Raw genomic sequence first — 26,343 nt, forward strand, 5'->3', positions numbered from 1 at the left:
GCCAGCGGGCGTCGGCTTCCTCCGAGCGGCGCAACGCCGTCGCCGACTTCCGGTCGCGCCGCTCGGCGGCCAGCTCCGCCTCGATTTCCCGGCGCCGCTGCTTGCGCCGCTGCGCGCGAATCCATTCCGCGAGTTCGCGCTCAGCGGTGATCTCGCGTTCGGACAGCACGTCCAGCAGTGCCGGATCCGATTGCAGGGGCAATTTGCCGCGCGCGGTCTCGACTTGCTGTGCCAGCGCGGCAATCTCGGAACTACCGTTCGAGGGTTCGTCGGGCATCGCGAGCCTTCCCGGGAGCAGGTGTCATGTCGGGTGGTGGAGACATGAGTGCTCGAACATATGTGTGATCGGAGTGAGACTAAACCGACCTCTGCCCGTGGTCAATGCGATGCACACTGGGCCGGCGGCGACACGCCGAGCTGCCGAAATTCGCGGCGCGCGTCGAATATCCGGGTGAGCGGCTCTTTTGTCGACGTGCCCGCGTGTCGAAAGTGAGTTCGATTTCTCCCTGCGCCGACTTTCGCCGCTCCGGGCGGTCGTCGATTGATCGACCGCGCAAGGCGGTTCCCCGCGCGAGCGTTTTCCGCGGCCCGGAAGAACGCGAAGGCAATCGTCCGTCCGAAATCCAGGTCAGCTCAATGTGGTGTGCCAGACGATGGCGGCGGCCAGGGCTCCCGCGCCGTTGACCGACCAGTGCAGGGCGATGGGGGCGAGCAGGCTGCCGCTGCGGTGGCGCAGCCAGGTGAACACCACGCCCGCCGCGGCGGTGGCGAAGACGGCGAGCAGGATCCCGATGACCTGTCCGGCCACGCCGCCGCCGACGACTCCGCTCAGGCCGCGGTTGCTGGAGGTAAGCCCCAGGGAGGAGGCGATGTGCCAGAGACCGAAGAGGAGCGAGCCCGCCGCGAATACGCCGCGCGCACCGTAGACGCGATCCAGCGTGCCGTACAACACACCGCGGAAGGCCAGTTCCTCGGGAATCACGGTTTGCAGCGGGATGACGATCATCGAGGCGATCATCGCGCCGGAGATGGTGGCGTAGCGATCGGCCAAGAAGAACGGCCGGGTCAAGGGGAGTGTCGCCCCGATCGCCACGACCGCGATGACCAGCGCCGCCGCGCCGAGCGCGTAGAGCGAACCACGCCGCCAGTGCCGGGGCGAAAGGCCCAGCTCCGACCAGCCGAGGCCGCGCCTGCGCATCAGCGCGAGCAGTGCGATCGCCGCGACCGGAACCGTCACGATGCTCGCCCACACGGTGGTGAAGTGCGCGATCAGATTGGTCCCCGCCAGAACGAGCACGACGACGGCGACGTCGAGGTAAGCGCGCGCTCTCTGGCGTTGCTGGATGGGTGCTGCGAGGTCGGGTTGAGCCATCCCGGACCAGTCTACGGATCTGAAACAGGTTCACTGCGCGCGGCCCGGCGCCGTCAGCCGGCCCACCCGTGCGGATCGGTCCAAGCCTGCAGGGTGCGCGTGGTCTGGAAGCGGCGCGGCTCGCGGGTGACCGGGTCGGTGAACTCGAGCGAGGCGGCGAGCAATTGCAGCGGCCTGGTGAAGTCGTCGACGGGCTTGTCGGTGAGCACCGGGTAGAAGTCGTCGCCGAGGATGGGAATGCCGAGGCTGTTCATGTGCAGGCGCAGCTGGTGGGTCCGGCCGGTGTGCGGGCGCAGCCGGTAGCGGCCGAGGCCGTCACGGTGCTCGAGCAGTTCGATCTCGGTTTCCGCGTTGGGTTCGCCCGGCACCTCCTGGGCGGCGAGCACCTGCTTCTCCTTGATGATCCGGCTGCGCACCACGCGGGGCAGTTCGAGGCCGGGATCGTACGGGGCGATCGCTTCGTACTCCTTGCGCACGGTGCGCTTGTGGAACATGGTCTGGTACGCGCCGCGGCGGGCGGGGTTGACCACGAACAGCAGCAGGCCCGCCGTGACGCGGTCGAGCCGATGCGCCGGGATCAGGTCGGGGAGGTCCAGCTCCCGGCGCAGCCGCACCAGCGCGGTCTGCAGAATGTGCTGACCGCGCGGAATCGTCGCAAGGAAGTGTGGCTTGTCCACCACCAGCAGGTCGTCGTCGCGATGCACGACGGGGATGTCGAACGGGACCACCGTCTCCTCGGGCAGGTCGCGGTGGAACCAGACCGCGCCGCCGGGCACGTACGGCGCGTCATGGGGGATCGGCCCGTCCAGGTCGACGATGCCGCCCACGTGCAGCAGTTCATCGATCCGCGTCGCGGGCACCCGGGGCAGACGCTCCACCAGGTGGTCCCGGATGGTCGCCCAGTGGCCCTGCTCCGGTAGTCGCAGCCGGGCCGGGTCCAAGCCGTGCCGCTTGGGCAACGGCGGTTGTTGCCGCCTTCTCATCGGTATCGACCCTAACCGGAGGCCGGACCCGCGATAACCGAGGCCGTGCCGCGCCGCGCGCTCAGTGGGCGCGAACCGCTATACCCGGGTAATCCAGCACCAAGCCGGACTTGTCGTAGTCCAGGGTGCAGGTGAAGTCGAACTCCGGGGCCTGGTAGCGGAACCGCGGTCCGTGCGCCCCGTCGGCGATGCGGGCGTAGCGCTGTTCCAACCGGGCCACCGCGGCGCCGGAGGCGTACACGTAGGCCGCGGGGGCGGCCGCGCCGTCGCCGATCTCCCACGCCGACCGGTGCACCGGGAGGGCGTTGGTCAGTGCGGAGGATTCCAAATCCACGTCCAGGCAGCCGTCGAGCAGCGGCGCGGGCATGCCGTCCAGCAGCCAGGACCCCGCGCCGTCGGACTCCAGCACCAGCGTGTTCCAGCCACCGGGTTTACGCACGCCCACCTGGGCCCGGCACGTCCGCCATTCGGTGTCCAGCGCGATCCGGTAGTCCACCACCCACGCCGCGCCGTCCTCGACGGCCGTCGTGCAGCCGTCGATCAGCACGCCCAGCTCGGTGACCCGGAAATACGCCACCTCGAATCCCTCGCGGGCGATGCGGTGCCGCCACGCGGCGGTGGGCGGCGGCGGCTCGAACATCATGGGATCAGAATCCGCGCAACCGGTCCGGGATGACGCGCAGCACGACCGAGTACTCGGCATAGAACTGCTCGTCGGTCAGGCCGATCGAGCGCAGTCCGTCGGCGTACTTCTTCGTGAATGCATCGATCTCGTCCGCACCGGGACGTTGGTCGACCACGCGCGCCGTGCCGGTGAGCACGACGACGTCGCCGCCGTGCTCGGTGCTGTTGAGGTTCAGCGAGACCCGGGGATTGCGCTGGATGTTGCGCACCTTCGGCTGGCCGGGCTTGCTGAAGATCAGGAACTCGCCGTCGCGCCACTGGAACCAGACGGGGTTCGGCTGCGGTGTGCCGGTGGGGCCGACGGTGGTCAGCCAGAGAACGGACTCGCGGCCGAGTCGTCCGGCGACTTTCGCGCCGAATTCGGTCTCGGTATCCACGACGGGGGCGGCGGATCGATCGGATGCCGTTGCGGTCATGGCAGGGTCAACACTGCGGCCCCCGGCTGGATTCCGCTCCACGCACAAAAGTCACTCCGGTGCGTGCGAGTTCGTCGCCGTCCGCACCGGAGCCGAGACCTGAGCGCCGTGCGTCCATCGCGGACGCCACTACGGCGTGGCCCGTTCATCGAGCACCATCAGACGAGCCTCGACCAGCGTCCTGCGTGCGCGCCGCCGGACCCGGCACGATTCGACGCTGCAATCCAGGTGCACCTGCATTGCCGTGTGCGCTCGGCCCGCGGTCAGTTCGCCGGGATCTTTCGCGCAATTGGTCAGAACCGAAAACATCTCCGTGCCACACATATTCGAAACTCCTGCGTGTCCGATGGTTTGCTTTCGTCGAAGTTAGCGATGCGCACGGGCTATCCGGCCAGGATGGGCCGCCGTTCACGGAGGATTTCCCGGCCCGTCGGGAGTTCGAAAAATGCTGGTCCCAAACAATTTTCGCACATTGGCGAAATAAGTCGGGAAGGGCAACTGTGTACGCACGCCGAGTATCCGGCGCAATGCCGTTGCGAGACTCGACGCGACATGAGGGCGTGGGAATTGCCGCACGAGTCGGCGAGCTCGTCGAGGTTGCGGTGCGCGTGGCCGGATCTGTCGGAGCCGATGCGTCGAGCGCGAAGCGATGAAGAGGCCCCGGACGAGGCAAGGTAACTTAGGCTAACCTTCCTTGCTGAGCGTTCCTGTGTGAGGATGGGGCGATTCCAGTGACGGATGCCGCAAGGGTGAGAGACGAGGGTCCAGATGACGGTAGAGGTCGCGCCGCTGCCCGCGGCGCAGACGGGAAACCGGCCGCCGAAGACGGTGCTGAAAGAACGCAAGCAGCAGGAGGCGCGGGCCCGCAAGGAGATTCTCGCGCCCGTACGCGGCCCGTTGACCGTCGCGAGCGTCGTCATGGCCGTCGCGTCGGCGTGCGCGGTCGTGCCATTCGTGCTGATCGTGGAGGCCTGCCGCGAACTGCTCCGAGACCATGTGGACACCGATCGGGTATGGCGCCTGCTGACGATCGCGGTGCTGGTCCTGGTGGCCCGCGCCTTGCTTCAAGCCGCCGCGCTGACCTGGACGCATCTGGTCGACGCCGGATATCAGCTCACCGTGCGCCGGGCGCTGGCGGCCAAGCTGACGAGGGTGCCTCTGGGCTGGTTCGGCGAGCGCACGTCCGGTGAGGTGAAGAAGTATCTGCAGGACGACGTGGAGGCATTGCACTACCTGGTGGCGCACGCGCGCCTGGAGTTCGTCGGCGCGCTCACCGTTCCGCTGATCACCCTCGGGTATCTGTTCACCGTCGAATGGCGGCTCGCCGTGGTCCTGCTGCTGCCGGTCCTGGCGTACGCCGTGCTCTACAGCCGGATGATGGACCGGGACGGCCGTGACCGTTTCGTGGTCTACACGCGCTCCGAACAGGCCACCAAGCAGGCGACCATCGAATTCGTCGACGGCATCCAGGTGGTGCGCGCCTTCGGGCAGGCGGGCAAGGCGCACAGCGCGTTCCAGGACGCCGTCGAGCACCAGGCGCGCAGCGTCCACCGGCTGAAGATGCCGATCCTGAAGGTGCAGGCGGCCTCCGACATCGTCGTCACCCCGGTGTTCGTGATGCTGGTCGTGGTCTTCGGCGGACTGGCGGCAGTCGGGCTGGACTGGGTCGAGCCCCTTGATGTGCTGCCGTTCCTGTTGGTCGGCCTGGGGCTGGGCAGCTCGTTGCTCAGTCTCGGCTACGGCGCGCAGGCGCTGCGGGCGGCCGCGGTGGCCGCGCAGCGCCTGCACGATCTACAGCAAACCCCCGAACTGAGCACCGGGGCTCCGGAGGCCGCCGAACCGGCATCTGCGCCCGCCGGACCGGTCCGGTTCGAAGGGGTCGGCTTCGGCTATCGCTCCGGCCACGACGTGCTGCGCGACATCGACCTCGAACTCGCTCCCGGCACCATCACCGCGCTGGTCGGCCCGAGCGGATCGGGCAAGTCGACGCTGGCCAAACTGCTTCCGCGCTTCTACGACGTGGGATCGGGCCGAATCACCATCGGTGGCCGCGACGTCCGCGACTTCCCGAGCGAAGAGCTCTACCACACGGTCGGATTCGTCTTCCAGGACGTGCGGTTGATTCGCGGCAGCATCCGGGAGAACCTGCGCCTGGCCCGGCCCGACGCCGACGACGCGGCGTTGGAGCGGGCTGCTCGCGCCGCGCAGATCCACGATCGCATCGTGGCGCTGCCGCGTGGCTACGACTCCGAGCTCGGCGTCGACGCGACCCTGTCCGGCGGCGAGGCGCAGCGGCTTTCCATCGCGCGCGCCCTGCTCGCCGACACCCCCGTCCTCGTACTCGACGAAGCGACCGCCTTCGCGGACCCGGAATCGGAAGCGGCGGTGCAGGACGCGCTGGCGGTGCTGGTCGCGGGCCGCACAGTGCTGGTCATCGCGCACCGGTTGCACACCATCACCGGGGTGGATCGAATCCTGGTGCTCGAACGGGGACGACTGGTCGAGCAGGGTGATCACGCGAGTCTCGTCACCGCGGGCGGCGCCTATCAGCGGCTGTGGGAGATCAACGAAGCGGCGCTGGGCCAGATCGCCCTCGTCGACAGTGCGGAGGGTGTCCGATGATTCGCAAGGTGCTGGGGTTGGTTCCGGATGAATTCGCCCACCTGACCCCGAAACTGTTCGCCGTCATCGTGGCGCAGGCACTCAGTCAGGCCGTGGCGTATCTGCTGTTGGTCCCGGTGCTGACGGCGCTTTTCGACGATGACCTCGGCCGCGCCTGGCTCTGGGCGCTCGGCATGCTCGCCGCCGTCGCGGGCGTGGTGGTGTTCGGCTACCTGCAGGCGGCGATCGGGTTGCGCGTCGGCATCGGCATGCAGCGCGGGTTGCAGACTCGGCTCGGCGACCACCTGAACGCGCTGCCCCTGGGCTGGTTCGAGACCCATGATGCCGGGCCGCTGGGCCGGTTGACGGTCGACAACGTGCGCGAGCTGCAGGGCCTGGTCGCCTATCTGCTGGCGAGGATTCTCACCGGTGTCATCGTCCCGCTCGCGGTCGCGGTCGGCATGCTGGTGGTCGACTGGCGCATCGCGCTGGCCATGCTGCTCGCCGCGCCGGTGCTCTACCTGGTGAACGGCCTGGCCAACCGCGCCTACACCAGCGCGGACCAGCGCATGCACGCGGCGGCGGCCGAAGCCGACTCGCGCGTCATCGAATTCGCCCAGGCCCAGCCGGTGCTGCGCGCGTTCGGCGCGGTGGGCTCGGGAAATCGGGCGCTCGACGCCGCCCTGGCCGGGCAGCGCTCGGCGGGCTCGCGGATGGTGTTCGCCAGCGTGCCGGGGCTGATTCTGTTCGCCCTCTTCGTGCAGGCGGTTTTCCTCGTCCTGGTGTACGTCGCGGTGGCGCGGGTGACCGACGGCGCCATCTCCGCCGCCGTCGCGATCGCGCTCATCGCGGTGAGTTCGCGGTTCATCGAACCGCTCAATCAAGCCGCGCAGCTGGGCAGCGCGCTGCGTTCGGCCGGTTCGGCCGCCGACCGCATCACCGAGCTGCTCGACGAACCGGTGCTGCCGGAGGCGGACGCACCGGTCACACCGGGAACGCCGTCGGTGGTCTTCGACGATGTGAGTTTCGGATACCGTCCAGGTGAGCCGGTGCTTTCGGGGGTGACCTTCAGCGTGCCCGCGGGTACCACCACGGCCATCGTCGGGCCCAGCGGCGCGGGCAAGACGACTCTGCTGCGGTTGGCCGCCCGGTTCTACGACGTGGATTCCGGCCGAGTGGTGGTGGGCGAGCACGACGTGCGCGATCAGCCGTCGGCGACGCTGCTCGATCAGCTGTCGCTGGTCTTCCAGAACGTGTACCTGTTCGATCAGTCGGTCGCCGACAACATCCGGATCGGCCGGCCGCAGGCCGATGACGCAGAGGTGCGTCGTGCGGCGGCCGCGGCCAGGGTCGACGAGATCGTCGAGCGCCTTCCCGACGGATTCGACACCCGGGTCGGTGAGGGCGGCGCGGCGCTGTCCGGCGGTGAGCGCCAGCGCGTCTCGATCGCCAGGGCGCTGCTGAAGGACGCGCCCATCGTGCTGTTGGACGAGGTGACCAGTGCGCTGGATCCGCACAGCGAAGCGCTCGTGGTGCGCGGGATGCACGAGATCACCAAGGACAAGACGGTGATAGTCGTCGCGCACCGCCTGGCCACCATCGCCCACGCCGACCAGATCCTGTTCGTGGACGGTGGACGGATCGTGGAGCGCGGTACGCACGCGGAACTGCTCGAGCTGGACGGCCGCTACGCCGCGTTCTGGAACGAGCGATCCCGCGCGGCGGGTTGGCATCTGGAACCTGTTGCCACATAGCGGTTCTCGGGCCGACGAAACGCCGCACCGCGCGGGGGAGCGGTGCGGCGTGGGAGAAAGACCCTACTTCCAGTAGGCCTGGGATTTGATCGCGGTCTTGGGCAGGTTGTGCGTCGTCTTGAAGCTCTTCACGATCGAGCGGGTGGTGTGCCCGTCGCAGGCGACCCAGGCGAAGGCGTCGGCCGGGCAGGTGAGTTCCTGGGCCGCTTCGCGCAGCAATCGGCCGTCATCGACGCGTTGCAGCCACGTCACCTGGTGGTGCGGTTTGTTGCGCAGCGGGATCGTGGTGTCGGATTCGTGCTGCCACTCCAGCCAGACCCGCGCCGGGGTGTCGCCGATGGCATCCAGCAGCGAGTTGATCGCGGGCAGCGAGGCGGTGTCGCCGAAGATGAGGTATTCGCCGGGGGTGGATTCCGGCAGTTGGAAATTCGAGCCGAGCACCGACACGTCGAGTTCGTCACCGACCGAGGCGTTTTGTGCCCAGCGGGCGGCGAGCCCGTCGTGCAGCGCGAATTCGATCGCGCAGCGGTCGCCGTCCGGGTCGGGGTCGACCAGGGTGTAGCCGCGCTGTTGCAGCTTGCCGCTCTCGCCGTCGGGGAACCAGCACCGAACCCACTGGGTGGGGTGAACCGGGTGATCGGCGAGTAGCCCGCCGGCGGTGAAGCCGAGTCGCACGTACTTGTCGGTGATGTGTTCGGTCGACGTGACGGTGAGCCGGTAGTCGTTCCCACCCCACGCCTTGACTAACAGACCGTTGAAGCCTTTGCCCATGATACTAAGGTTAGCCTAACGAAAGTTTAATGTCGCGTGATGCTTTCGCTCGCGCGGCGACGCCGAGGGGTGTACCCCCGGGGCAGCGCCCGGGGTTACACGGATTCGAGATCAGCAGGACAGCGCGAGCGCCGAGGCGAGGCTGCACTCCGCCTGGCGGGTCAGCTTCCAGTGGCCGTCGATCTGCTTCCACGAGACGTCGTAGGTGAAGTCTGGGTAACCCTCGGTGGTGACCAGCAATTGGGCATCGATCCGGTCGCCGGAGGTGGACGGGTTGGCCACGCTGTAGCGCAGGCTCGGCGGAGCGGCCGCGAGCAGGCCTGCGATCTTGTCCATCGTCGCGACGCCCGCCTCGCCCGATTCCAGCTCCGCCGCCCGCGCGCTGCGCGAGGCGCCGGTGTTGATCGCCACGCGCAGTTTGGCGGTCAGCTCGCCCGCGCCGGGGACCTGGGCGTGCAGGGGTGCGACCATGGGCGCCGCCACCGCGGGCGCGACGGTAACCACCGGGCCGGCGAGTGCGGCCGCGAGCGCGAACGCCGTTGCGGCGAGCCTGGTAATGGCGTTGTTCGAAGTCCTGGTCATTTGTTCATCCAATCGTTCGCGGGTGTGAGTGTCGCCGCTCTGGTCGGGTACGAGTGTGCAATATAAGGTAAGCCTATGCAAACATGATCCGGACGGGTTCTGGTTGTCGGCGCGGGAGTATCCCCGTGCACCCAGCGGGAAGCCGCGGGACGTCGGAGAGAGTGGAGAACCGGTGGAAACGCTTCTGGTGATCGGAGCCGGCCCGAAAGCCCTTGCGGTGGCCGCGAAAGCGCACGTGATGCGCGAACTCGGCTTGCCCGCGCCGCGGGTCGTCGTCATCGAGGCGCACGCGGTGGGCGGGAACTGGCTGCCGAGCGGCGGCTGGACCGACGGCAGGCACCGGCTGGGCACGAGCCCGGAGAAGGACGTGGGCTTCCCCTATCACTCGACCTGGGCTCGCGGGCGCAACCAGGAAATCAACGCGGCCATGATGGCTTACAGCTGGACGTCGTTCCTGATCGAGCAGGGCACCTACGCGGAGTGGATCGATCGAGGTCGTCCGAATCCGGCCCATCACGTCTGGGCCAAGTATCTGCAGTGGGTGGCGCGCCGGATCGATCTCGAACTCGTCTCCGGCACAGTGCGATCCATCGGCGCCGCCGCCGACGGCTGGCTCGTCACCGCGACGGATCCCGACGGCGGCACGATCCGGCTGGACGCGTCCGGGCTGATGATCACCGGTCCTGGCGTCAGCACCAAGGCCCTCGCCGACCATCCGCGGGTGTTGAGCATCGCGCAATTCTGGGATCTGGCCGGGCGGCGCAGCCTGCCCCTCGCCTCCCGTGTCGCGGTGATCGGTGGCGGCGAGACGGCGGGCTCGGCGTTGGACGAGCTGGTGCGCCACGGCATGCTGTCGATCTCGGTGATCTCGCCGATGGCGACGATCTACACGCGTGGCGAAAGCTATTTCGAGAACTCGCTGTTCAGCGATCCGGTCAAGTGGGCGGGACTGACCGTCCAGGAACGGCGCGACGTCATCCGCAGGACCGACCGCGGCGTCTTCTCGGTGCGGGTGCAGGAGAGCCTGCTCGGCGACAGCCGGGTACATCACTTGCAGGGCCGTGCGGTTCGCGTCGCCGAGCAGGGTGACGGGGTGGCGCTGACGCTGCGCAACGAGCGGCGTCCGGATCAATCGCATACTTTCGACCTGGTCATCGATGCCACTGGCGGCCAGCCGCTGTGGTTCCTGAACCTTTTCGATCAGGACGCGGCTGACCTGCTGGAGCTGGCGGTCGGCGGCAGGCCCACCCAAGAGCGGATCGAGGTATCGATCGGCTACGACCTCGCGGTGTCGGGGATGGAGACCAAGCTCTACCTGCCGAACCTGGCGGCGGTCGCGCAGGGGCCCGGGTTCCCGAATCTGAGTTGCCTGGGCGAACTTTCCGATCGCGTGCTGCAACCGGTCACCCGGCGGTCCGGTGCGCACCTCACGGGCGCCGCGCGGGCGCTCGGATGAGTGCCCACGCTGTCGACGCCGCGTGCCGCGCCGCACTACTCCCGCACGGTCGGGATGTCCGCCGGGGTGCGCGGCAGATAGTAGAGCGTGATGCGGCGGTCCGGCCGGATGTCGAATTCGCCGAGGTTGGGAACGCCGAACCGCTCGGTCATGCGCCGCACCGCGACATTGCGGTGATCGGGTTCGATCAGGATGCGACGGCAGTTCGATTCCGCGAAGATCCCCGCCAGCAGGCCGCTGACGAAGGCGAACATGATGCCTCGCCCGATCGCCTCCGAATCGGCGGTGGCCAGGTGGAAGGCCACGTCATAGGGGTCGGCGTGGTAGATCCTGGCGATCTCGTCCTTGGCCGGGCGATACAACTCCAAGTAGGCGATGTCGCGCCGGCCCAGTTCCGGCCTGCCCGCGGCGGCGAAGTCGTAGCCGACGATGCATGGGCGGGAATAGGTTCCGGCCAGCTGCGCGCGCAGATTCTGCCTGCGCAGTTCGACGGGCCACGGCTGCTCCCACGACTCGATCAGATGCGGTCGGTTCATCCACTCGGTGAGCAGCTCGGCGTCGGCGCCGTCCGCGTCGACCGTCCGGATGTCGAACGGAGCGGGCAGGGCGGGCAGTGGCGGAGCGGGCACGGCCCGCAGTTCGTCGGAGATGTCGGTCAGCTCGCGCGCGATGACATAGGGCGTTTCGGTGGGGTTCATCGGTCGTCGAGCTCCGTTCGGTAGTGGCCCTGCTGGATGAAGGTAAGGTTACCCTATGCTAACCTCTCGTGGTCGGCGAGGTCCGGCCGTTCCCCGGGGGCGGCGCGGGGCAGCGTGCCGCGGCCGAATCCATTTGTCCGCGGTGTCTTTTCGCTGACACCGCGTTATGTGTAGGAGCTGTTGGATGACGAGAAAACCCGGGTGGATTCGGAAGTTCCACAAGCCCGCCGCGGAAACGCTGCCGCCCCTGGTGCTGTTCCCCCACGCAGGCAGTGGAGCCTCGACCTACCGCACCATGTCCAAAAGGCTCAGTGCGGATTTCGACGTCGTCCTCGTGCAATATCCGGGACGTCAGGACCGCGCCGCCGAACCGATGCCCGCCAGTCTTTCCGAACTCGCGGCAGGTGCGCTCGCGGAATTCCTCGAATCCCCGTATCACCGCGGTATTCCGATCACGGTATTCGGGCACAGCGTCGGCGCGATGGTGGCCTTCGAGTTCGTCCGTCAGGCCGAGGCCGCCGGGGTGCCGGTGGCGCTGCTCGGCGCGTCCAGCGCGGTGGCGCCCGCCTTGGTGGCCGACAGCGAACCGCTGCCGACCGAGGAGGAGGCGCTGCTCGACCGGCTCGCGGCCTTGAACGGCACCGGCGCGGATGTTTTGGCTGATCGCGACATCATGCGGATGACACTGCCCGCCCTGCAAGCCGACTACCGCGCCTTCGATGCCTACGTGTGCGAGCCGGATGTGCGGGTCGGCGCGCGGATCGAGGTCGTCGGCGGCGCCGACGACGACTTCGTCACCATCGCTGATCTGCGCCCATGGCTCGCGCACAGCGCTCGGGGTGGCTCGGTCACGCTCTTCGACGGCGGGCACTTCTATTTGTACGACCACATCGACGGCATCGCGGAATTGCTTTCCGCCGCAGCCGCCGACGCCGGACAGTCCGCTCTTTCCAGTTAGGTTCAGCATGTCAGGATCGGCTTCGGGGGACGAAGACCATATCGTCGTCGTCGGAATCGGGGTCGAGGCCCCCGGCGGGATAAACAGTCCACAGGAATTCTGGTCGGCGCTCACCGACTCGAAAGAACTCATCGGCCCGCTGCCGCGCGACCGGGAATGGCCGATCGAACAGCTGCTCACTCTCGGCCGCAACGACGGCTGGAGCGATGTTCGCGATGCGGGTGGTTTTCTGTCCGAAGCAACGGAATTCGATGCGGCGTTCTTCGGGATCACGCCGCGGGAAGCCGTCGCGATGGATCCGCAGCAACGCGTGGGATTACGCGTGGCGTGGCGGGCGGTCGAGGACGCCGGACTGAATCCCGGCGCCGTCGACGGCGCCGACGCGGGGTGCTGGATGGGCGTCACGCCGTTGGAGTACGGCCCGCGGATGGCGAGCGTCAGCGAGCACAGCGGCTATCGGATGACCGGCACCACGCTCGGCGCGGTGGCGGGCCGGATCTCGCACAGCCTGGGGCTGATCGGGCCTTCGATCAGTGTGGACACCTCCTGCGCGGCGGGTTTGACCGCCCTGCATCAGGCGGCGGCGGCGATCCGGGCGGGCGAATGCGACTGGGGCCTGGCGGGTGGCGTGTGCGTGATGGGTTCACCCGGCATGTTCGTGGAGTTCGCGAAGAACAACGCGCTGTCGACCGACGGCCACTGCCGCGCGTACTCCGCGGGCACCACCGGGACCCTCTGGGGCGAGGGCGCGGGAGTGGTTGTGCTGGAGAGGGAATCGCGGGCACGGCGGCTCGGTCATCGAATCTACGCGCGACTGCTCGGCTCCCGGGTCAATCACAACGGCAAGGGCGCTCCGCTGGCCGTGCCCAGCGCCGACGCGCAGCAACGGCTGATCCGCGCGGCGCTCACCGCGGCCCGCGTCGCCCCGGAACACATCGGACTCGTCGAGGGGCACGGCACCGGCACGTCGGTGGGCGACCCCATCGAACTCACCGCGCTCATGCGGATGTACGGCGCGCCCGAGCGTGCGCGGGGCGCGCTGCTGGGATCGGTCAAGTCGAACATCGGTCACACGCAGGCGGCGGCGGGCATGCTCGGCCTGATCAAGATGCTGCTGTGCGGCGCGAACGGTCACGTCGTGCCGAGTCTGTGGGCGGAGCACCCGACCGACGCGGTCGACTGGGAGACCACGAGTCTGCGGCTGGCCACGAAATACGCGCCGTGGGAGCCGATCGATGGCGTCCGCTACGGAGCGGTGTCGGCATTCGGCGTGGCGGGGACCAACGCGCACGCGATCGTCGGGATGCCCGATCTGGAGGAGGACAGTGATGCCTGAGTACCGGCTACCGGACGGCACCACCCCGGTGCTGCTCTCCTCGGACAGCGCCGCCGGGCTGCGTGCCGAGGCCGCCGCGATCCTGGCCTATCTGGACACCCACCCGCGGGTGGACCCCGATCGACTGGCGAGCCATCTGTTGCGCACCAGGATCGCCCGCAGATATCGCGCGCTGGCCATGGTCACCACACGCGAGGAGTTGCTCGACGCGTTGCGGTCGGTCGCGGCGGACGCCGCGCACCCCGCGGTGGTGACCTCCGGCGGCGCGGTCGCGGCACGCCGCGTCGGATTCGTCTTCCCCGGCCAGGGCAGCCAGCGCCCCGGCATGGGCAAGCCGTACTACGACTTCTCGCAGGCGTACCGGGCCGCCGTGGACGAGTGCGCGGCCGTGCACGAGGAGCGATACGGCCATGCGCGACCGGTGCACTATCTGCTCGCGGCCGACGAGGAATACGGCGAGACGCTCTGGGAAGTGCAGCCCGCCAGAATGTTCCACCTGATCAGCTTGGCCGCCATGTGGCGGGCGGCGGGCGTGCGTCCCGCCGCCACCATCGGGCACAGCCAGGGTGAACTCGCCGCCTGCGTAGTCTCCGGGGCGCTGACGTTGCGCGATGCGGTGTCGATCGTCACGCATCGGGCCGAACTACTGGAGCGGGACCTGTCGGACGGGTACGCGGTGGCCGTGCTCGGCGCCGACCGGGAGGAATGCGAGGAGCTGCTGGCCCGGAATTCGGGGTGGGCGGAGGTCTCGATCGTCAACTCGCCTCGTCTGATCGGCGTCTCCGGCCACGAGGCCGCCATCGCGGAACTCGTGGCGACCGCGACCGCCAAAGGGCTGTTCGCCAGGCAGATTCAGATGTCCTTCCCGTCGCATACCTCCGCGATGACGCGGTTGCGGAGCGAATTCCAGTCCGCGCTCGAGGAACTGAGCAGCAAGACCTTCGCGATCGGCGAGATCGCCTGCTACGGAGGCACGCTCGGTGCAGCGATCACCGCCGAGTCGACCCATCACGACTACTGGTACTGGAATCTGCGCAACCGCGTTCGCTTCGACCGCGCGATCGTGGCGGCGGCCGAGCACGTGGACACCTTCATCGAGATCGCCGAGCATCCCACGTTGCAGCCGGCGTTGCGGGAGAATCTGGCCCACGTCGCGGCCGAGCCGGGGCGGGCCGCCCGTGAGTTCCGCATCGCCGGGACCTCACTGCGCACCGCGGACGGGCTGGGTGAGTTCACCCGGAATCTCGCCGAGGTCGCGGTCCACGACCTGCACTACGACTGGCAGGCACTTCGCACCGTATCGGAGCAGCGCCCGCCCGCGCTGCCGTTGCGCGACTTCCCCGCCACGGTGATGAATCAGAAGAGGCTGTGGGCGCCGTACCAGTCGGGGGCCGAGGCGCCGGTCCCGGTCGCCGTGCCGCCCGTGCGGTTGCGCGAGGAGTGGACCAAGCTGTCCCGCTTCGCGCTGGCCGCACCGCGGAGCGTGCTGCTCGCTGATCACGACGGTCGCGCCGACGAACTCGCGGCGGCGATGCAGGCGCGGGCCCCGCGCCACGGCGCCGCTATCTCCGACACCGAGACCCCCGCCGATACCATGGTGCTGTTGCTCGCGCCGAGTGTGGCCGCGAACGAAGAAGGCGCGGTCGCGGAACTCGCCGAGTTCGCTCGCACTGCCGAGCAGCTGACCGCCATCGCTCCGGGTGTCACCGAATGCTGGCTGGTGACAACGGGTGCGGAGGCCGCGACGCCGGAAGATGACCCGTCCCTCGCCCACTCGGCGGCGAGCGCCGCATATCGCAGCCTGGGCCTGGACCATCTCGGCATCGCCTTCCGGCACCTCGACTTGCCGCCGGATGCCGCGACGCTGGACCCGACCACGGTGGCCGACAAGATCTTCGAAGCCATTCATGTGCTGGGCGAGCCCGAACTCGCGCTGCGGAACGGAAAGTTGCACGCGAAGCGTCTCGTCCGCGCCGAGCCGGGCGGTGCGTCGACGCCTCCGGATCTGCGCGAAGTCTTGATTCTCGGTGGGACCGGATACGTCGGCCTCGAGTTCTGCGCGCAGTTCGTCCGCGACGGCGCGCGCCGGATCACCCTGGTGAACCGCACCGGGGAGACGAGCGCGTTCACCGAGCGGCTGCGGGCGATACGCGAACTCGGCCGGACCGAGATCGACTTGGTGGCCTGCGATATCACCGAAGCGGCCGCGGTGGCCGACCTGGCGCGGCGTTTCGCCGATCGCCCTGTGAGCGTGGTCGTGCACGCCGCGGTCCGATACGCATGGACCCGGTTCGAATCGGCCGCGGTCGCCGAGGCAGCCGCCGCGAAGGTGCTCGGACTCGCCGGGGTGCTGCGCACGCTGCCATTGGCCGCCGACTGCACCGTCCTGTTGTGCTCCTCGTTCGTGGCCACGCTCGGTGGGCGCGAGCAGGCGTTGTACGCGGCCACGAACCGCATGCTCGACAGCCTCGCGGTACGGCTGCGGGCGCAGGGCGGGGATTGCGTGTCGGTGCAATGGGGCCTGTGGGGGCTGTCCGGTGCGGAACACGCCGCGGTGGAGGCCCGAATCCTCGGTGCGGGTTTGCAGCCCATGCCCGCCGCGCCCGCGATCGCGGCGGGTTTCGCCGATCGCACCGGGAACGGGGTGGTGCTGTCCGCGGACTGGGAGCGGTTGCGTCAGACGGTCGAGCTCGCCGGCCTGACAACGGTTTTCGCGCCCGCGCTCCCCGCTCGCGAGCCTTCGGTGCCCGTGGCCACACCGTCCACGCCGCCGTCGTCCGCCCTCGAGCGGGAAGCGGACGTGACAGACGATCTCGCGGAGATCGTCCGGCGCGAACTCGGACAAGTGATGCTCCTCGACGGCCCCGACCATATCGACGGCTCGGTTCCGCTGGTCGCGCTCGGCTTCGACTCGTTGCAGGCGGTCGATCTGCGCGCCCGGTTGAAGACGACGCTGCACCGCGAGCTGCCGGTCGCGGCCATCCTGGGCGGTGCGTCCCTGGATGACGTCGTACTGCTCATGTCCGGGAACCGAGGCTGATGGTGGCCGAGAACACAGGCTCAGGAGGCCGCTTCATGTCGGAGAACACGCAGGCGCCCATGCCGGAGATCGAGGACGTGCTCGCGCTGAGCCCGTTGCAGGAGGGCCTGTTCTCGCTGGCCAGGCTGGCCGGAGAAGGCGATCTGTACGCACTGCAGTTCGTCTACGAGATCGCGGGACCCGTCGATGTGGCACTGCTGCGCCGCAGCGTCGAGACGATCCTGCGGCGGCACGCGAACCTGCGCGCGTCGTTCTGGGATCGCGACCTTCCCCGGCCGGTGCAGATCGTGCCCGTCGCCGCGGAGCTGCCGTGGGCCGAACGCGCGATCGACCCGGCCGAACTCGACGCCGCAATCGCCGCCGAAACGCGGGCGCCTTTCGACCTGGCCCGCGGCCCTCTGCTGCGCGTGCTGCTGCTGCGGTTGCCGGACGACACCTGGCGTCTGGTCCTGACCGCGCACCACATCCTGCTGGACGGCTGGTCGCTCGGCGTGTTCTTCCGGGAACTGTTCGCCCTGTACCAGGCGGGCGCCGCGGCCGACGCGCTGCCCGCACCCCGGCCCTACCGGGACTACATCGGCTGGCTGTCCGCCCGCGACAACGAAACCGCGCTGCGCGCCTGGCGGGAATACCTCGGCGACCTCGATCCGCTGATCATCGCCGACCGCGGCGATTCGACGGTCAACACCATCGTGCCCACGATCGACACGCTGACGCTGGACGCGGTCGAGACCAGCCGGTTGACGGCATGGGCGCGGGCGAACGCGCTGACGATGAACACCGTCGTGCAGTACGCCTGGTCGGTCGTGCTCGGCAGGCTGACCGACCGGAGCGACGTGGTCTTCGGCACCACCGTCTCGGGACGGCCGGACGAGCTGTCCGGTGTCGAGACCATGATCGGGTTGTTCATCAACACCGTCCCAGTCCGCGTCGCCGTCGGTGCGGGCAACGTGGTGCGCGACTGCGCGCGGCTGCAACGCGAGGCGGCTCCGATGCGTGATCTCGCCTACGTCAGCCTGTCCGCGATTCAGCGGTCGGTGGGTTCCGGCACGCTGTTCGACACGCTGTTCGTGTACGAGAACGCGCCCATGTCCGATGTGCTGCGCCCCATCGAGGCGGCCGACGGTGTTCGGTTCCGGCCGATCACGTCGGAGAGCCTGACGCACTACCCGCTCGCGGTGACCTCGTTCCTGTACGAGGGACAGCTGGTGGTGACGGTCGAGGCGGTGCAGGCGGCGTTGCGCACCCTGTCCGGTTCCGACGTCGCGGCGCGGTTGATCTCGGTGCTGCGGCAGTTACCCGAGATCGGCGAGCGCGGGCCCGACGCTCTGGACGTGCTGCTACCGGGCGAGAGCGCGCGGCCACCGGCAGCCACCGCCGAAGACGTGCGCGGCGCGACCGTTTGGGAGCTGTTCGCGCGCCAGGTCGCCGCCACGCCGGACGCGCTCGCGCTCAGCACCGAGCACGATCGGTACACCTACCGCGAGTTGTCCGATGCCGCAGTGCGTCTGGCGGGTGTCATCGCTGCCTACGGAGCCGGTCCGGAAGATGTCGTCGCCCTGGCCTTGCCGCGGTCGGCTCAGTCGATCGTGGCGATCCTCGCCGTGCTCGCCACCGGCGCGGCCTATGTGCCCGTCGACATCACGCTGCCCGCCACCCGCGTCGAATCGATCGTGCGCCGATCCCGTCCGCGACTGATCCTGGTCGACGCCTGGGGCCTGCCCGCGGTCCACGAGATCGGGGACAGCCCGCAGATACTGCTGATGGACCAGTTCTCCGAGAATCTGCCTGCGTTCACACCCGTGCCCGGCCGCCGCCCCGAACAGGCCGCCTACCTGATCTTCACTTCCGGTTCCACCGGGGAACCAAAAGGCGTTGTGGGCACCCACTCCGCGTTGGCCGCCTACTTCGCCGACCACCGCGACCGGGTCTACCGGCCCGCCGTGGCGCGGCTCGGGCGGCCGCTGCGGATCGCGCATGCCTGGTCGCTCAGCTTCGACGCCTCCTGGCAGCCGCTGATCGGACTGCTCGACGGACATGCCATCCACCTGTTCGACGTCGAGGAGATGCGCGACGCGCGACGTCTGGTCGACGGCATCATCCGGCACGGACTGGACATGATCGACACGACCCCCTCGATGTTCGCCCAGCTCGCCGTGGCCGGGCTGGTCGACGCGGGCGCCACGCCGCTGTCCGTGCTCGCGCTCGGCGGCGAGGCCATCGGCGCTCCGCTGTGGAAGCAGTTGTGCGCGCTGCCCGATACCGCCGTGCACAACTGCTACGGCCCCACCGAGACGACGGTGGAGGCGGTGGTCGCCGCTGTGGTCGACGGCGATGCCGAACCGGCCATCGGGGCGCCGGTCACCGGGATGACCGGATATGTCCTGGATTCGCGGCTGCGGCAGGCGCCGGTTGGCGTCGTGGGCGAGCTGTATCTCGCCGGCGCTCAGGTCGCCCGCGGTTATGTCGGCATGCCGGGAATCACCGCGGGCCGGTTCGTCGCCGATCCGCACCGCGCGGGCGAACGGATGTATCGCACCGGTGATCTGGTGCGCCGCTTGCCCTCCGGCGATCTGGCCTACGTCGGCCGGGCGGACGACCAGGTGAAGATCCGGGGCTACCGGATCGAGATCGGCGATATCGAGACGGCCTTGCTCGCGCTGCCGGGCGTGCAGGCCGCCGCGGTGGTCGTGGTGCGCCGAGCGGGTGGTCCCAGCCTGGCCGCGTTCGCCGTGGGTGACGGTCTCGACGCGGTGGAGTTGCGCGCCGCGCTGACCGAGCGGCTGCCCGGTTACATGGTGCCGAACCGGATTCTGGTCGTCGAGCAGCTGCCGGTGACCAGCAACGGAAAGCTCGACGCGAAGCGGCTCGCGGTGCTCGCCGAGGATCGGGCCGCCGGTGCGGGGGCGGCCCCCGCGCGCACCGGCACCGAACGCCGGCTGTGCGCCGCGGTGGCCGAGCTGTCCGGCGGTCCCGTCCCAGGTATGGATGACGACCTGGTCGGCCTCGGCATGGACAGCATCGTGGCGATCTCCCTGGTGAATCGACTACGGCGCGACGGACTTTCGATCAGCCCGAAGGCGGTCCTGAGCGCCTCGACGATCCGGGATCTCGCCGCGCGGATCGACGCGGAAGCAGGCCGCGAACGGGCGTCGACATCCGAGGGCTACGGCCCGGTCGGTCCGACGCCGATCGTGTCCTGGATGCACGAGTACGGGGCCTACCGCAGGCTCGCCCTGAGCAACCTGCTCGAGCTGCCCGGCGGCATCGATCAGGACGGGCTCACCGCCGTATTGCAGGCGTTGCTCGACGGCCACGACATGCTGCGGGCCCGTTTCGAGACCACCCCGGAGGGCTACGAACTCCACACCCGCGCTCCAGGTAGCGTACGCGCGCAGGACATCCTGTCCCGGGTCGACGAAGGCGACGACTTCCACGCGACGCTGGCGGCTCGCGGCCATGCGGTCGCCGACGAGATCGATCCGTTCATCGGCGATCTGGTGCGCGCCGTGTGGTTCGCCAGATCCGGCGCCCCTGACGTCCTGCTGCTCACCATCCACCACCTGGCCGTCGACCCCGTCTCCTGGTACATCATCTCCGCCGACCTGGAAGCGTGCTGGGCGGAGGTCGCCGCGGGACGCACGCCGACCCCGGCCGTCGAGCACACCGGCTACCGGCAGTGGGCCCGGCTGCTGCGCGAACGGGTGGGCTCCGAGGCGGTTTCGGCTCAGCGCGACTACTGGACGCGCCAGGTCGCCGCACCGGATCCGGTGCTCGGCGCCCGGTTGCCCGACCCGACGTCGGACACCTGGGCTTCCTACCGGGTCCACCCGGTGCCGACCTCGGCCGAGACGAGCGCGGCGATCCTGGACAGCCTCGGCGGTGGCGCGGCCGGGGTGCGCGAATTCCTGCTGGCCGCATTGACGATGACGCTGGCGAGCTGGCGCGCGGAACGCGGTCAGGACCCCGCCGCGGGCGCGTATGTCGCGCTGGAAGGCCACGGCCGGGAGGACGAGGTCCTCGGCGCCGACGTCGACAGCGCGCACTCGGTGGGCTGGTTCACCAGCATCGTGCCCGCCCGGCTCGGCGCGGGCGCCGAGAGCGTGGATGTGGCGACGGCTCTGGCGGATCCGGTTCGTGCCGCCGCACTGCTCGAGCACATCGCGAAGCACCTGGCCGAACTGCCGAACGGCGGTGTGGACTTCGGCGTGCTGCGCTACCTCGACCGAGCGCCCGAGCTGGCCGGCGCGCCGCAGCCGCAGGTGCTCTTCGACTACCTGGGCCGGTTCGACATGGCCGGTGCGGGGCGGCCATGGGCGCCGATCCCGGACCTGGCGTTGCACGAGTGTCTTCCGCTCGTCGCGGAGCCCGACTTCCCGCTTCGCTACGCGCTCGATGTCGTCTCGGCGGTGCGAACCACCGCCGACGGGCCGCAGCTGGTCACCGTGCTCCGCTGGAGCGAGGCGGTGTTCACCGCCGCCGAGGTGGCCCGGCTCGCCGAGCTGTGGCACGACGCCGTCGCGGCGCTCGAGCGCGCCGTGTCCGTGGTGACCGTCGGCGCCGACTGACCGCGATCTCCGCGCCACCCAGCCCATACGAATTCCCAGCCTGAAGGACCCCCATGTCAGACGAGATCCTCGAGCGGCGCAAGCGGCTGCTCCAGCAGCGACTGCGTGAACAGCACCTCGCGCCCGCCCAGGCGACACCCGAGCGCGGCAGGCGCCCCGGCGAACCGGCTCCGCTCTCGTCCGCGCAGCAGCGGATGTGGTTCCTGCAGACGGTCGCGCCGGAGGACACCACGCTCAACGTCTGCGTCGGCTACCGTCTCGACGGTCCGCTGGACAGCGCGCGACTGCGCGCCGCCTTCGACACCGTCGTCGCGCGGCACGAGATCCTGCGCACCACCTACCACGCAGGCGCGGACGGCGACCCGTATCAGGTCGCGCACACCGATCTGGGAATCGCCTGGCAGCAGCACGATCTCACCGACCTGTCCGAGGAAGGGCGAGGCAGGCGGCTCGAAGTCCTGGCGAGGCGGGAATTCACGCGTCCGTTCGACCTGACCTCGGAGTCTCCGCTGCGGGTGACGCTGGCGCGCACCGGCCCGGCCGAACACGTGCTGGTGCTCACGATCCACCACATCGGCTGGGACGACGATTCCTGGTCGGTCTTCTTCGCCGAGCTCAATGCCGCCTACCGCGGTGACGCGCCGGCGGAGATCCGGTCGCAGTACGTCGACGTGTCGCTCGCCGAGCGGTCCGCCGACGACGACGCCGACCTGGCGTACTGGCGCGCCCGGCTGACTCCGCTGCCGGAACGACTCGAGTTGCCCGGCGCGCTCGGCGCGACCGCGGCCACGCGCAACGCCGACAAGTGCGTGCTGCCGTTGCCGCCCGAACTGCTCGACCGGGTCACCGAGGTCGCGCGCGAACGGTCGGCGACCCCGTTCATGGTGCTGCTGTCCGCTTTCCAGGCGCTGGTCAATCGGTACACGGCGGCGACGGACTTCCTCGTCGCGGTGCCGGTGACCGACCGCAGAGGCCGCGACGCCGAGGCACTGATCGGCTATTTCGGCAACACGCTGCTGTTGCGGGCCCGCATCGATCCGGCGGAGACGTTCGCCGGGCTGGTCGACGCGACGAGGGACGCCGCCCGCGACGCGTTCGCGCACCAAGGCGTCGGCGTCGAACGGGTCGTCCGCGAGGTGAGCTCGGACCGCATCGCGGGCAGCGACGGCCTGGCCCAGCTGGTGCAGCTGAGCTTCAGTGTGCGCGGCGGGGCGAACGGCTTCGATCTCGCCGATGTCGGATCCACCGAGCTGCCGTGGGGAAGCGCGGTCGCGCAGGAGCCCCTCGGCCTGATGGTCGTCCTCGACGACGCGGGCGCGCGCGTGGAAGCCACCTATCTCGTCGACGAGCTGGACCGGTCGGTGGTGGATCAATTGCTGCGGCACTACCTGGCATTGCTCGCCGGCGCGGTGGGCGATCCGGGGCAACCGGTCCGCGCGATCGACATCCTCGGCGCCGCCGACCGCGCCGAGATCATCGCGGCGTCGCACGGTCCGCTCGTCGACGCAACGGCGACCACCTTGGTCGACCTGGTGCGGCGGCAGGTGGCGGCGACCCCGGATCGCGTCGCGGTGGTATCCGACGACGCCGAACTCACCTACGCCGAGTTGAAACGGCGGGCGAACCGGCTGGCGCACTGGCTGATTCGCCGCGGTGCCGGACCCGAGCAGCTCGTCGCGCTGCGCATGGCGAACTCCATCGAGTTCATCGTCGCGAGCCTCGCGGTGCTCGAGTCGGGCGCCGCGTACCTGCCGATCGATCCGGCCTATCCTCCGGATCGCATCGAATATCTGCTGTCCGACGCCCGGCCGACGCTGTCGTTCGACGCCGACGCGATCGCCGCGGCGATGACCGCGGCGGCGGCCTTGCCGGACACGGACCCGACCGACGCCGAGCGCACCGCACCGCTGCGCCCGTCGAATATCGCCTACGTCATCTACACCTCGGGCTCCACCGGCCAGCCCAAGGGCGTGCCCGTCCCGCACGACGCGATCGCCGATCACCTGGTGAATTTCGCGGCCGACTGGGACGCGAGCATCCCGGAGCGGGTCCTGCAGGCGACCTCGGTGAGCTTCGACGCGTCGCTGGCCGACATCTTCTTGCCGCTGATCGCGGGCGCGAGCATCGTGGTCCCGAAACCGAACGCCTACCGGGACATTCCCTATGTCGCCGAACTGATCGCCCGGCACGGGATCACCGTGCTGCACATGGTGCCCTCGCTGCTGGCGACCTTCCTCATGCTGCCCGAGGCGAACGACTGGCGGGCGTTGCGGCACGTGCCGGTTGGCGGTGAGGCGCTGCCGGGGGAGATCGCCGACCGCTTCGCCGCGCAATTCGACGCCGATCTGCGCAACCACTACGGCCCCACCGAAGCGGTCGTGTGCTCGACCTCCATGCCGGTCGACGGGCCGCAGGGCACCAGGATCGTGCCGATCGGATTCCCGAACCGCAACGTCTACGTCTATCTGCTCGACGACTCGTTGCGGCTGGTGCCGCCGGGCGTGCTCGGGGAGATCTACCTCGGCGGCCGTCAGCTCGCCCGTGGCTATCTGGACCGGCCCGCCCTGACCGCGCAGCGGTTCGTCGCCGATCCCTTCCTGCCCGGCGGCAGGCTGTATCGCACCGGTGACCTCGCCCGGCGCACCGCCGACGGCGAGATCGAATTCGTCGGCCGCGCCGACGAACAGGTGAAGGTGCGCGGATTCCGGATCGAGCTCGGTGAGGTGGAGGCGGCGGTCGCCGACCACCCCGGCGTCGGGCAGTGCGTCGCGATCGTCACCGACCACGAGCGGCTCGGCCCGATCCTGGCCGCGTACCTGGTACCGGCCCCGGGAGCCGAGATCGATCTGCAGCAGGTGCGCGCGACGGTCGCTGCGACGCTGCCCGAGCACATGGTCCCGGCGGCGTTCGCGGTGATCGACGAGGTGCCGCTGAGCGCGCACGGCAAGCTCGATCGCCGCGCGCTGCCGGAGCCAATGCTGGCGAAGACCCATAGCTATCGCGAGCCCGAGTCGCCCACCGAGATCCGGCTCGCCGCGCTGTACGGCGAGCTGTTCGACACCGAGCGGGTGGGCGCCGACGACTCGTTCTTCGAACTCGGCGGCCACTCCCTGCTCGCGGCCCGGCTGGTCGCGCTGGTCCGCGATACCTTCGGGGTCGACATCGACGTGCGCGCGCCGTTCGACACCCCGACGGTCGCGGGACTCGCCGCGCATCTGGTCGCCCGGTATCGCGATCAGTTCGGCGAGAATCTCGACGAGGTCACGCCCACCGGCCGCGCGGCGGGCGACGACGCCGCGATCCCCGCGAAACAGCTGCGCCCCGAACGGGTTCCGCTGTCGTACTCGCAGCGCGCGTTGTGGCTGCGCCGCAAACTGGAGGGCCCGTTCGGCTGGGAGAACTTCCGGTTCGCCATCCGTTTCGACGGTGCGCTCGACATCGACGCGCTCCGCGACGCCCTCGCCGACGTCATCGGCCGCCATGAGTCGCTGCGCACGAGCTTCCCGGAGCACGAGGGTACGCCGTATCAGCGGGTGGCCCCGGCCGGCCCGGTCGAGCTGCCGCGCACTGTGCTCGACGGCGACCCGGACGCGGTGGCGGCTCGGCTGGAGGAAGCCCTGGAAGCCGAGGCGAGCCACGTCTTCGACCTGGCGGCGGAGTCGCTGGTCCGGTTGCGCCTGTTCGTCCTGGACGAGCAAGCCCATGTGCTTTCGGTGCTGGCGCATCACATGGTCACCGACCGGGAATCGTGCCGGGTATTCATCGAGGATCTCACCGTCGCCTACCGGGCGCGGATCGGCGGCGCCGCTCCGTCCTGGCCGGAGCTGACACTGCAATTCGCCGATTTCGCGGTGTGGCAGCGCGATACCTTCGACCACGCGCCCGGCCGCGACGGTCTCAGTGAATACGGCCGTAGGCAGCTCGACTATTGGCGTGGCGCTTTGGCGGGGTTGCCGGTGGAGATCGCGGTCGCGCACGATCGCCCCCGTCCCGCGCGGCTCGGCCACACCGGCGTGAGCGCGACCCGCATTGTTCCCGCCGAGACATGGCAGGCATCGCGATCGCTGGCCGAGACGTCCGGCGCGACGGAATTCATGCTGTGCCAGGCGGCGGCCGCGGTGCTGGTGCACACGCTCGGCGGTGGTGACGACGTGCCGATCGGCGCGACGGTCGCCAACCGGCCCGGGCGATCGGTGGACCGGCTGATCGGGCTGTTCGCCGACATGATGGTGTTGCGCAACGACCTTTCGGGCGAACCGACGCTGCGCACCGTGCTCGAGCGGGTGCGCGAGTCGGCGCTCAGCGCCCTCGGCCATCAGGATGTGCCCTTCGAGCGGATCGTCGAGACGCTCAACCCGCCGCGGGTGCTCGGCCGCAACCCGCTGTTCCAGGTGATCATGCAGTTCGGGCACACCGCGCCGACGGTCGATTTCGCCGCGCGCGGGGAAGCGACGCTGACTCCGCTCACGCCGCAGTACGACGCCGCGTTCATGGACTTCCACCTGGACTTCCTGGTGCAACCCGGTGGCGAGCTGCTGGTGCGGGTCGTGGTGAACTCCGAGCTCTACGACCCGGCCTCCGGCGAGGTCTTCGTCGACACGCTGGTGCGGATCTTGACCGCGTTCGCCACGAAACCCGATACGGCGGTGCGGGAATCGAACCTCGCGCCGGAGGGCTGGGACACCGCGCGCACCGTGGTGCGTTACTCGACCACGGAGGTCGCGGTCGGCGAGGCCGAGCCAGGCCCGCCGCAAACCGAGACCGAGCGCACGCTGGCCGCGCTTTTGGAGGAATTGCTCGAGATCACCGACGTGGGCCGCACGGACGGATTCTTCGCGCTCGGCGGCGACAGCGTCATCGCGATCCAGTGGGCGGCGCGAGCAGGCGAGGCGGGCTTGGCGCTGACCCCGCAGATGATCTTCGAGTACTTCACCCTCCACGAGCTCGCTGCGGCGGTGGACGCGGCCACCGATCAGGCCGCGCAGGGAGCGCGGACGCCCGAGGAACATCGCTACGAGCCGATGTCGGCCTCGGGGCTGTCCGGTGACGCGTTGGCCATGCTGCGCGAATCCTGGTCCGCGCAACGATGATCCGAGAGAGCCGGTCGCGGTCGGCGGACCGCGA

Annotated in this window: 15 protein-coding genes and 1 pseudogene; 8 read left to right on the plus strand and 8 right to left on the minus strand. The window is 69.5% G+C overall.

The window, feature by feature from the left end:
- From NA8_RS21175 to NA8_RS21195, 5 genes and pseudogenes are all read right to left on the minus strand, one after another.
- A pseudogene (locus NA8_RS21175) lies at positions 1–277 on the minus strand (hypothetical protein); the annotation flags it as partial.
- Positions 278–628: 351 nt separating this feature from the next.
- Positions 629–1,372, minus strand: a complete 744-nt coding sequence (locus tag NA8_RS21180; protein WP_063052112.1) for a CPBP family intramembrane glutamic endopeptidase — start codon at positions 1,370–1,372, stop codon at positions 629–631.
- A 53-nt stretch (positions 1,373–1,425) separates the two neighbouring features.
- On the minus strand, positions 1,426–2,355 hold the full coding sequence (locus tag NA8_RS21185; RefSeq protein ID WP_063052113.1) for an RluA family pseudouridine synthase: 930 nt from the start codon (positions 2,353–2,355) through the stop codon (positions 1,426–1,428).
- A gap of 61 nt (positions 2,356–2,416) precedes the next feature.
- Complete coding sequence (locus NA8_RS21190; protein ID WP_063052114.1) at positions 2,417–2,998, minus strand: putative glycolipid-binding domain-containing protein; 582 nt, start codon at positions 2,996–2,998, stop codon at positions 2,417–2,419.
- 4 nt (positions 2,999–3,002) lie between these two features.
- Positions 3,003–3,455 carry a TIGR03667 family PPOX class F420-dependent oxidoreductase gene (locus NA8_RS21195; protein ID WP_063052115.1) on the minus strand — a complete coding sequence of 151 codons (453 nt, stop codon included), beginning with the start codon at positions 3,453–3,455 and terminating at the stop codon, positions 3,003–3,005.
- A gap of 768 nt (positions 3,456–4,223) precedes the next feature.
- On the opposite strand from NA8_RS21195, the gene NA8_RS21205 reads away from it, so the two are divergent.
- Both NA8_RS21205 and NA8_RS21210 read left to right on the plus strand, forming a co-directional pair.
- Positions 4,224–6,077 carry an ABC transporter ATP-binding protein gene (locus NA8_RS21205; RefSeq protein ID WP_063052117.1) on the plus strand — a complete coding sequence of 618 codons (1,854 nt, stop codon included), beginning with the start codon at positions 4,224–4,226 and terminating at the stop codon, positions 6,075–6,077.
- Positions 6,074–7,810: an ABC transporter ATP-binding protein gene (locus NA8_RS21210; RefSeq protein ID WP_063052118.1), complete on the plus strand. Its 1,737-nt coding sequence runs from the start codon at positions 6,074–6,076 to the stop codon at positions 7,808–7,810. The genes NA8_RS21205 and NA8_RS21210 overlap by 4 nt, the downstream gene beginning before the upstream one ends.
- A 63-nt stretch (positions 7,811–7,873) precedes the next feature.
- Here the strand turns inward: NA8_RS21210 and NA8_RS21215 are convergent, their stop codons facing one another.
- Together NA8_RS21215 and NA8_RS21220 are read right to left on the minus strand one after the other, a co-directional pair.
- Positions 7,874–8,581: a siderophore-interacting protein gene (locus NA8_RS21215; RefSeq protein WP_063052119.1), complete on the minus strand. Its 708-nt coding sequence runs from the start codon at positions 8,579–8,581 to the stop codon at positions 7,874–7,876.
- Between the two features lie 111 nt (positions 8,582–8,692).
- Positions 8,693–9,163, minus strand: coding sequence for an MTB12 C-terminal domain-containing protein (locus NA8_RS21220; RefSeq protein WP_063052120.1), 471 nt, complete (start codon positions 9,161–9,163; stop codon positions 8,693–8,695).
- A gap of 172 nt (positions 9,164–9,335) precedes the next feature.
- On the opposite strand from NA8_RS21220, the gene NA8_RS21225 reads away from it, so the two are divergent.
- Entirely contained in the window at positions 9,336–10,619 is a 1,284-nt protein-coding gene (locus NA8_RS21225; protein WP_063052121.1) for a SidA/IucD/PvdA family monooxygenase, read from the plus strand.
- A gap of 35 nt (positions 10,620–10,654) precedes the next feature.
- Here the strand turns inward: NA8_RS21225 and NA8_RS21230 are convergent, their stop codons facing one another.
- Complete coding sequence (locus tag NA8_RS21230) at positions 10,655–11,317, minus strand: GNAT family N-acetyltransferase (protein ID WP_063052122.1); 663 nt, start codon at positions 11,315–11,317, stop codon at positions 10,655–10,657.
- 184 nt (positions 11,318–11,501) lie between these two features.
- Between NA8_RS21230 and NA8_RS21235 the strand changes: the two genes are divergently transcribed.
- The 5 genes from NA8_RS21235 to NA8_RS21255 are packed head-to-tail and all read left to right on the plus strand — an operon-like array spanning position 11,502 to position 26,309.
- Positions 11,502–12,275 carry a thioesterase II family protein gene (locus NA8_RS21235; RefSeq protein ID WP_063052123.1) on the plus strand — a complete coding sequence of 258 codons (774 nt, stop codon included), beginning with the start codon at positions 11,502–11,504 and terminating at the stop codon, positions 12,273–12,275.
- A gap of 7 nt (positions 12,276–12,282) precedes the next feature.
- On the plus strand, positions 12,283–13,611 hold the full coding sequence (locus tag NA8_RS21240) for a beta-ketoacyl [acyl carrier protein] synthase domain-containing protein (protein WP_063052124.1): 1,329 nt from the start codon (positions 12,283–12,285) through the stop codon (positions 13,609–13,611).
- Entirely contained in the window at positions 13,604–16,651 is a 3,048-nt protein-coding gene (gene nbtC / locus NA8_RS21245) for a nocobactin polyketide synthase NbtC (protein WP_063052125.1), read from the plus strand. The genes NA8_RS21240 and nbtC overlap by 8 nt, the downstream gene beginning before the upstream one ends.
- A gap of 35 nt (positions 16,652–16,686) precedes the next feature.
- Positions 16,687–21,219 carry a non-ribosomal peptide synthetase gene (locus NA8_RS21250; RefSeq protein WP_063052173.1) on the plus strand — a complete coding sequence of 1,511 codons (4,533 nt, stop codon included), beginning with the start codon at positions 16,687–16,689 and terminating at the stop codon, positions 21,217–21,219.
- 53 nt (positions 21,220–21,272) lie between these two features.
- Positions 21,273–26,309 (plus strand): non-ribosomal peptide synthetase, encoded by a 5,037-nt coding sequence (locus NA8_RS21255; RefSeq protein WP_063052126.1) that lies wholly within the window; start codon positions 21,273–21,275, stop codon positions 26,307–26,309.
- The last annotated feature ends 34 nt before the right edge of the window (positions 26,310–26,343 follow it).

Source organism: Nocardia arthritidis NBRC 100137 (assembly GCF_001612765.1).
In the GTDB taxonomy this organism is placed as follows: Bacteria; Actinomycetota; Actinomycetes; order Mycobacteriales; family Mycobacteriaceae; genus Nocardia; species Nocardia arthritidis.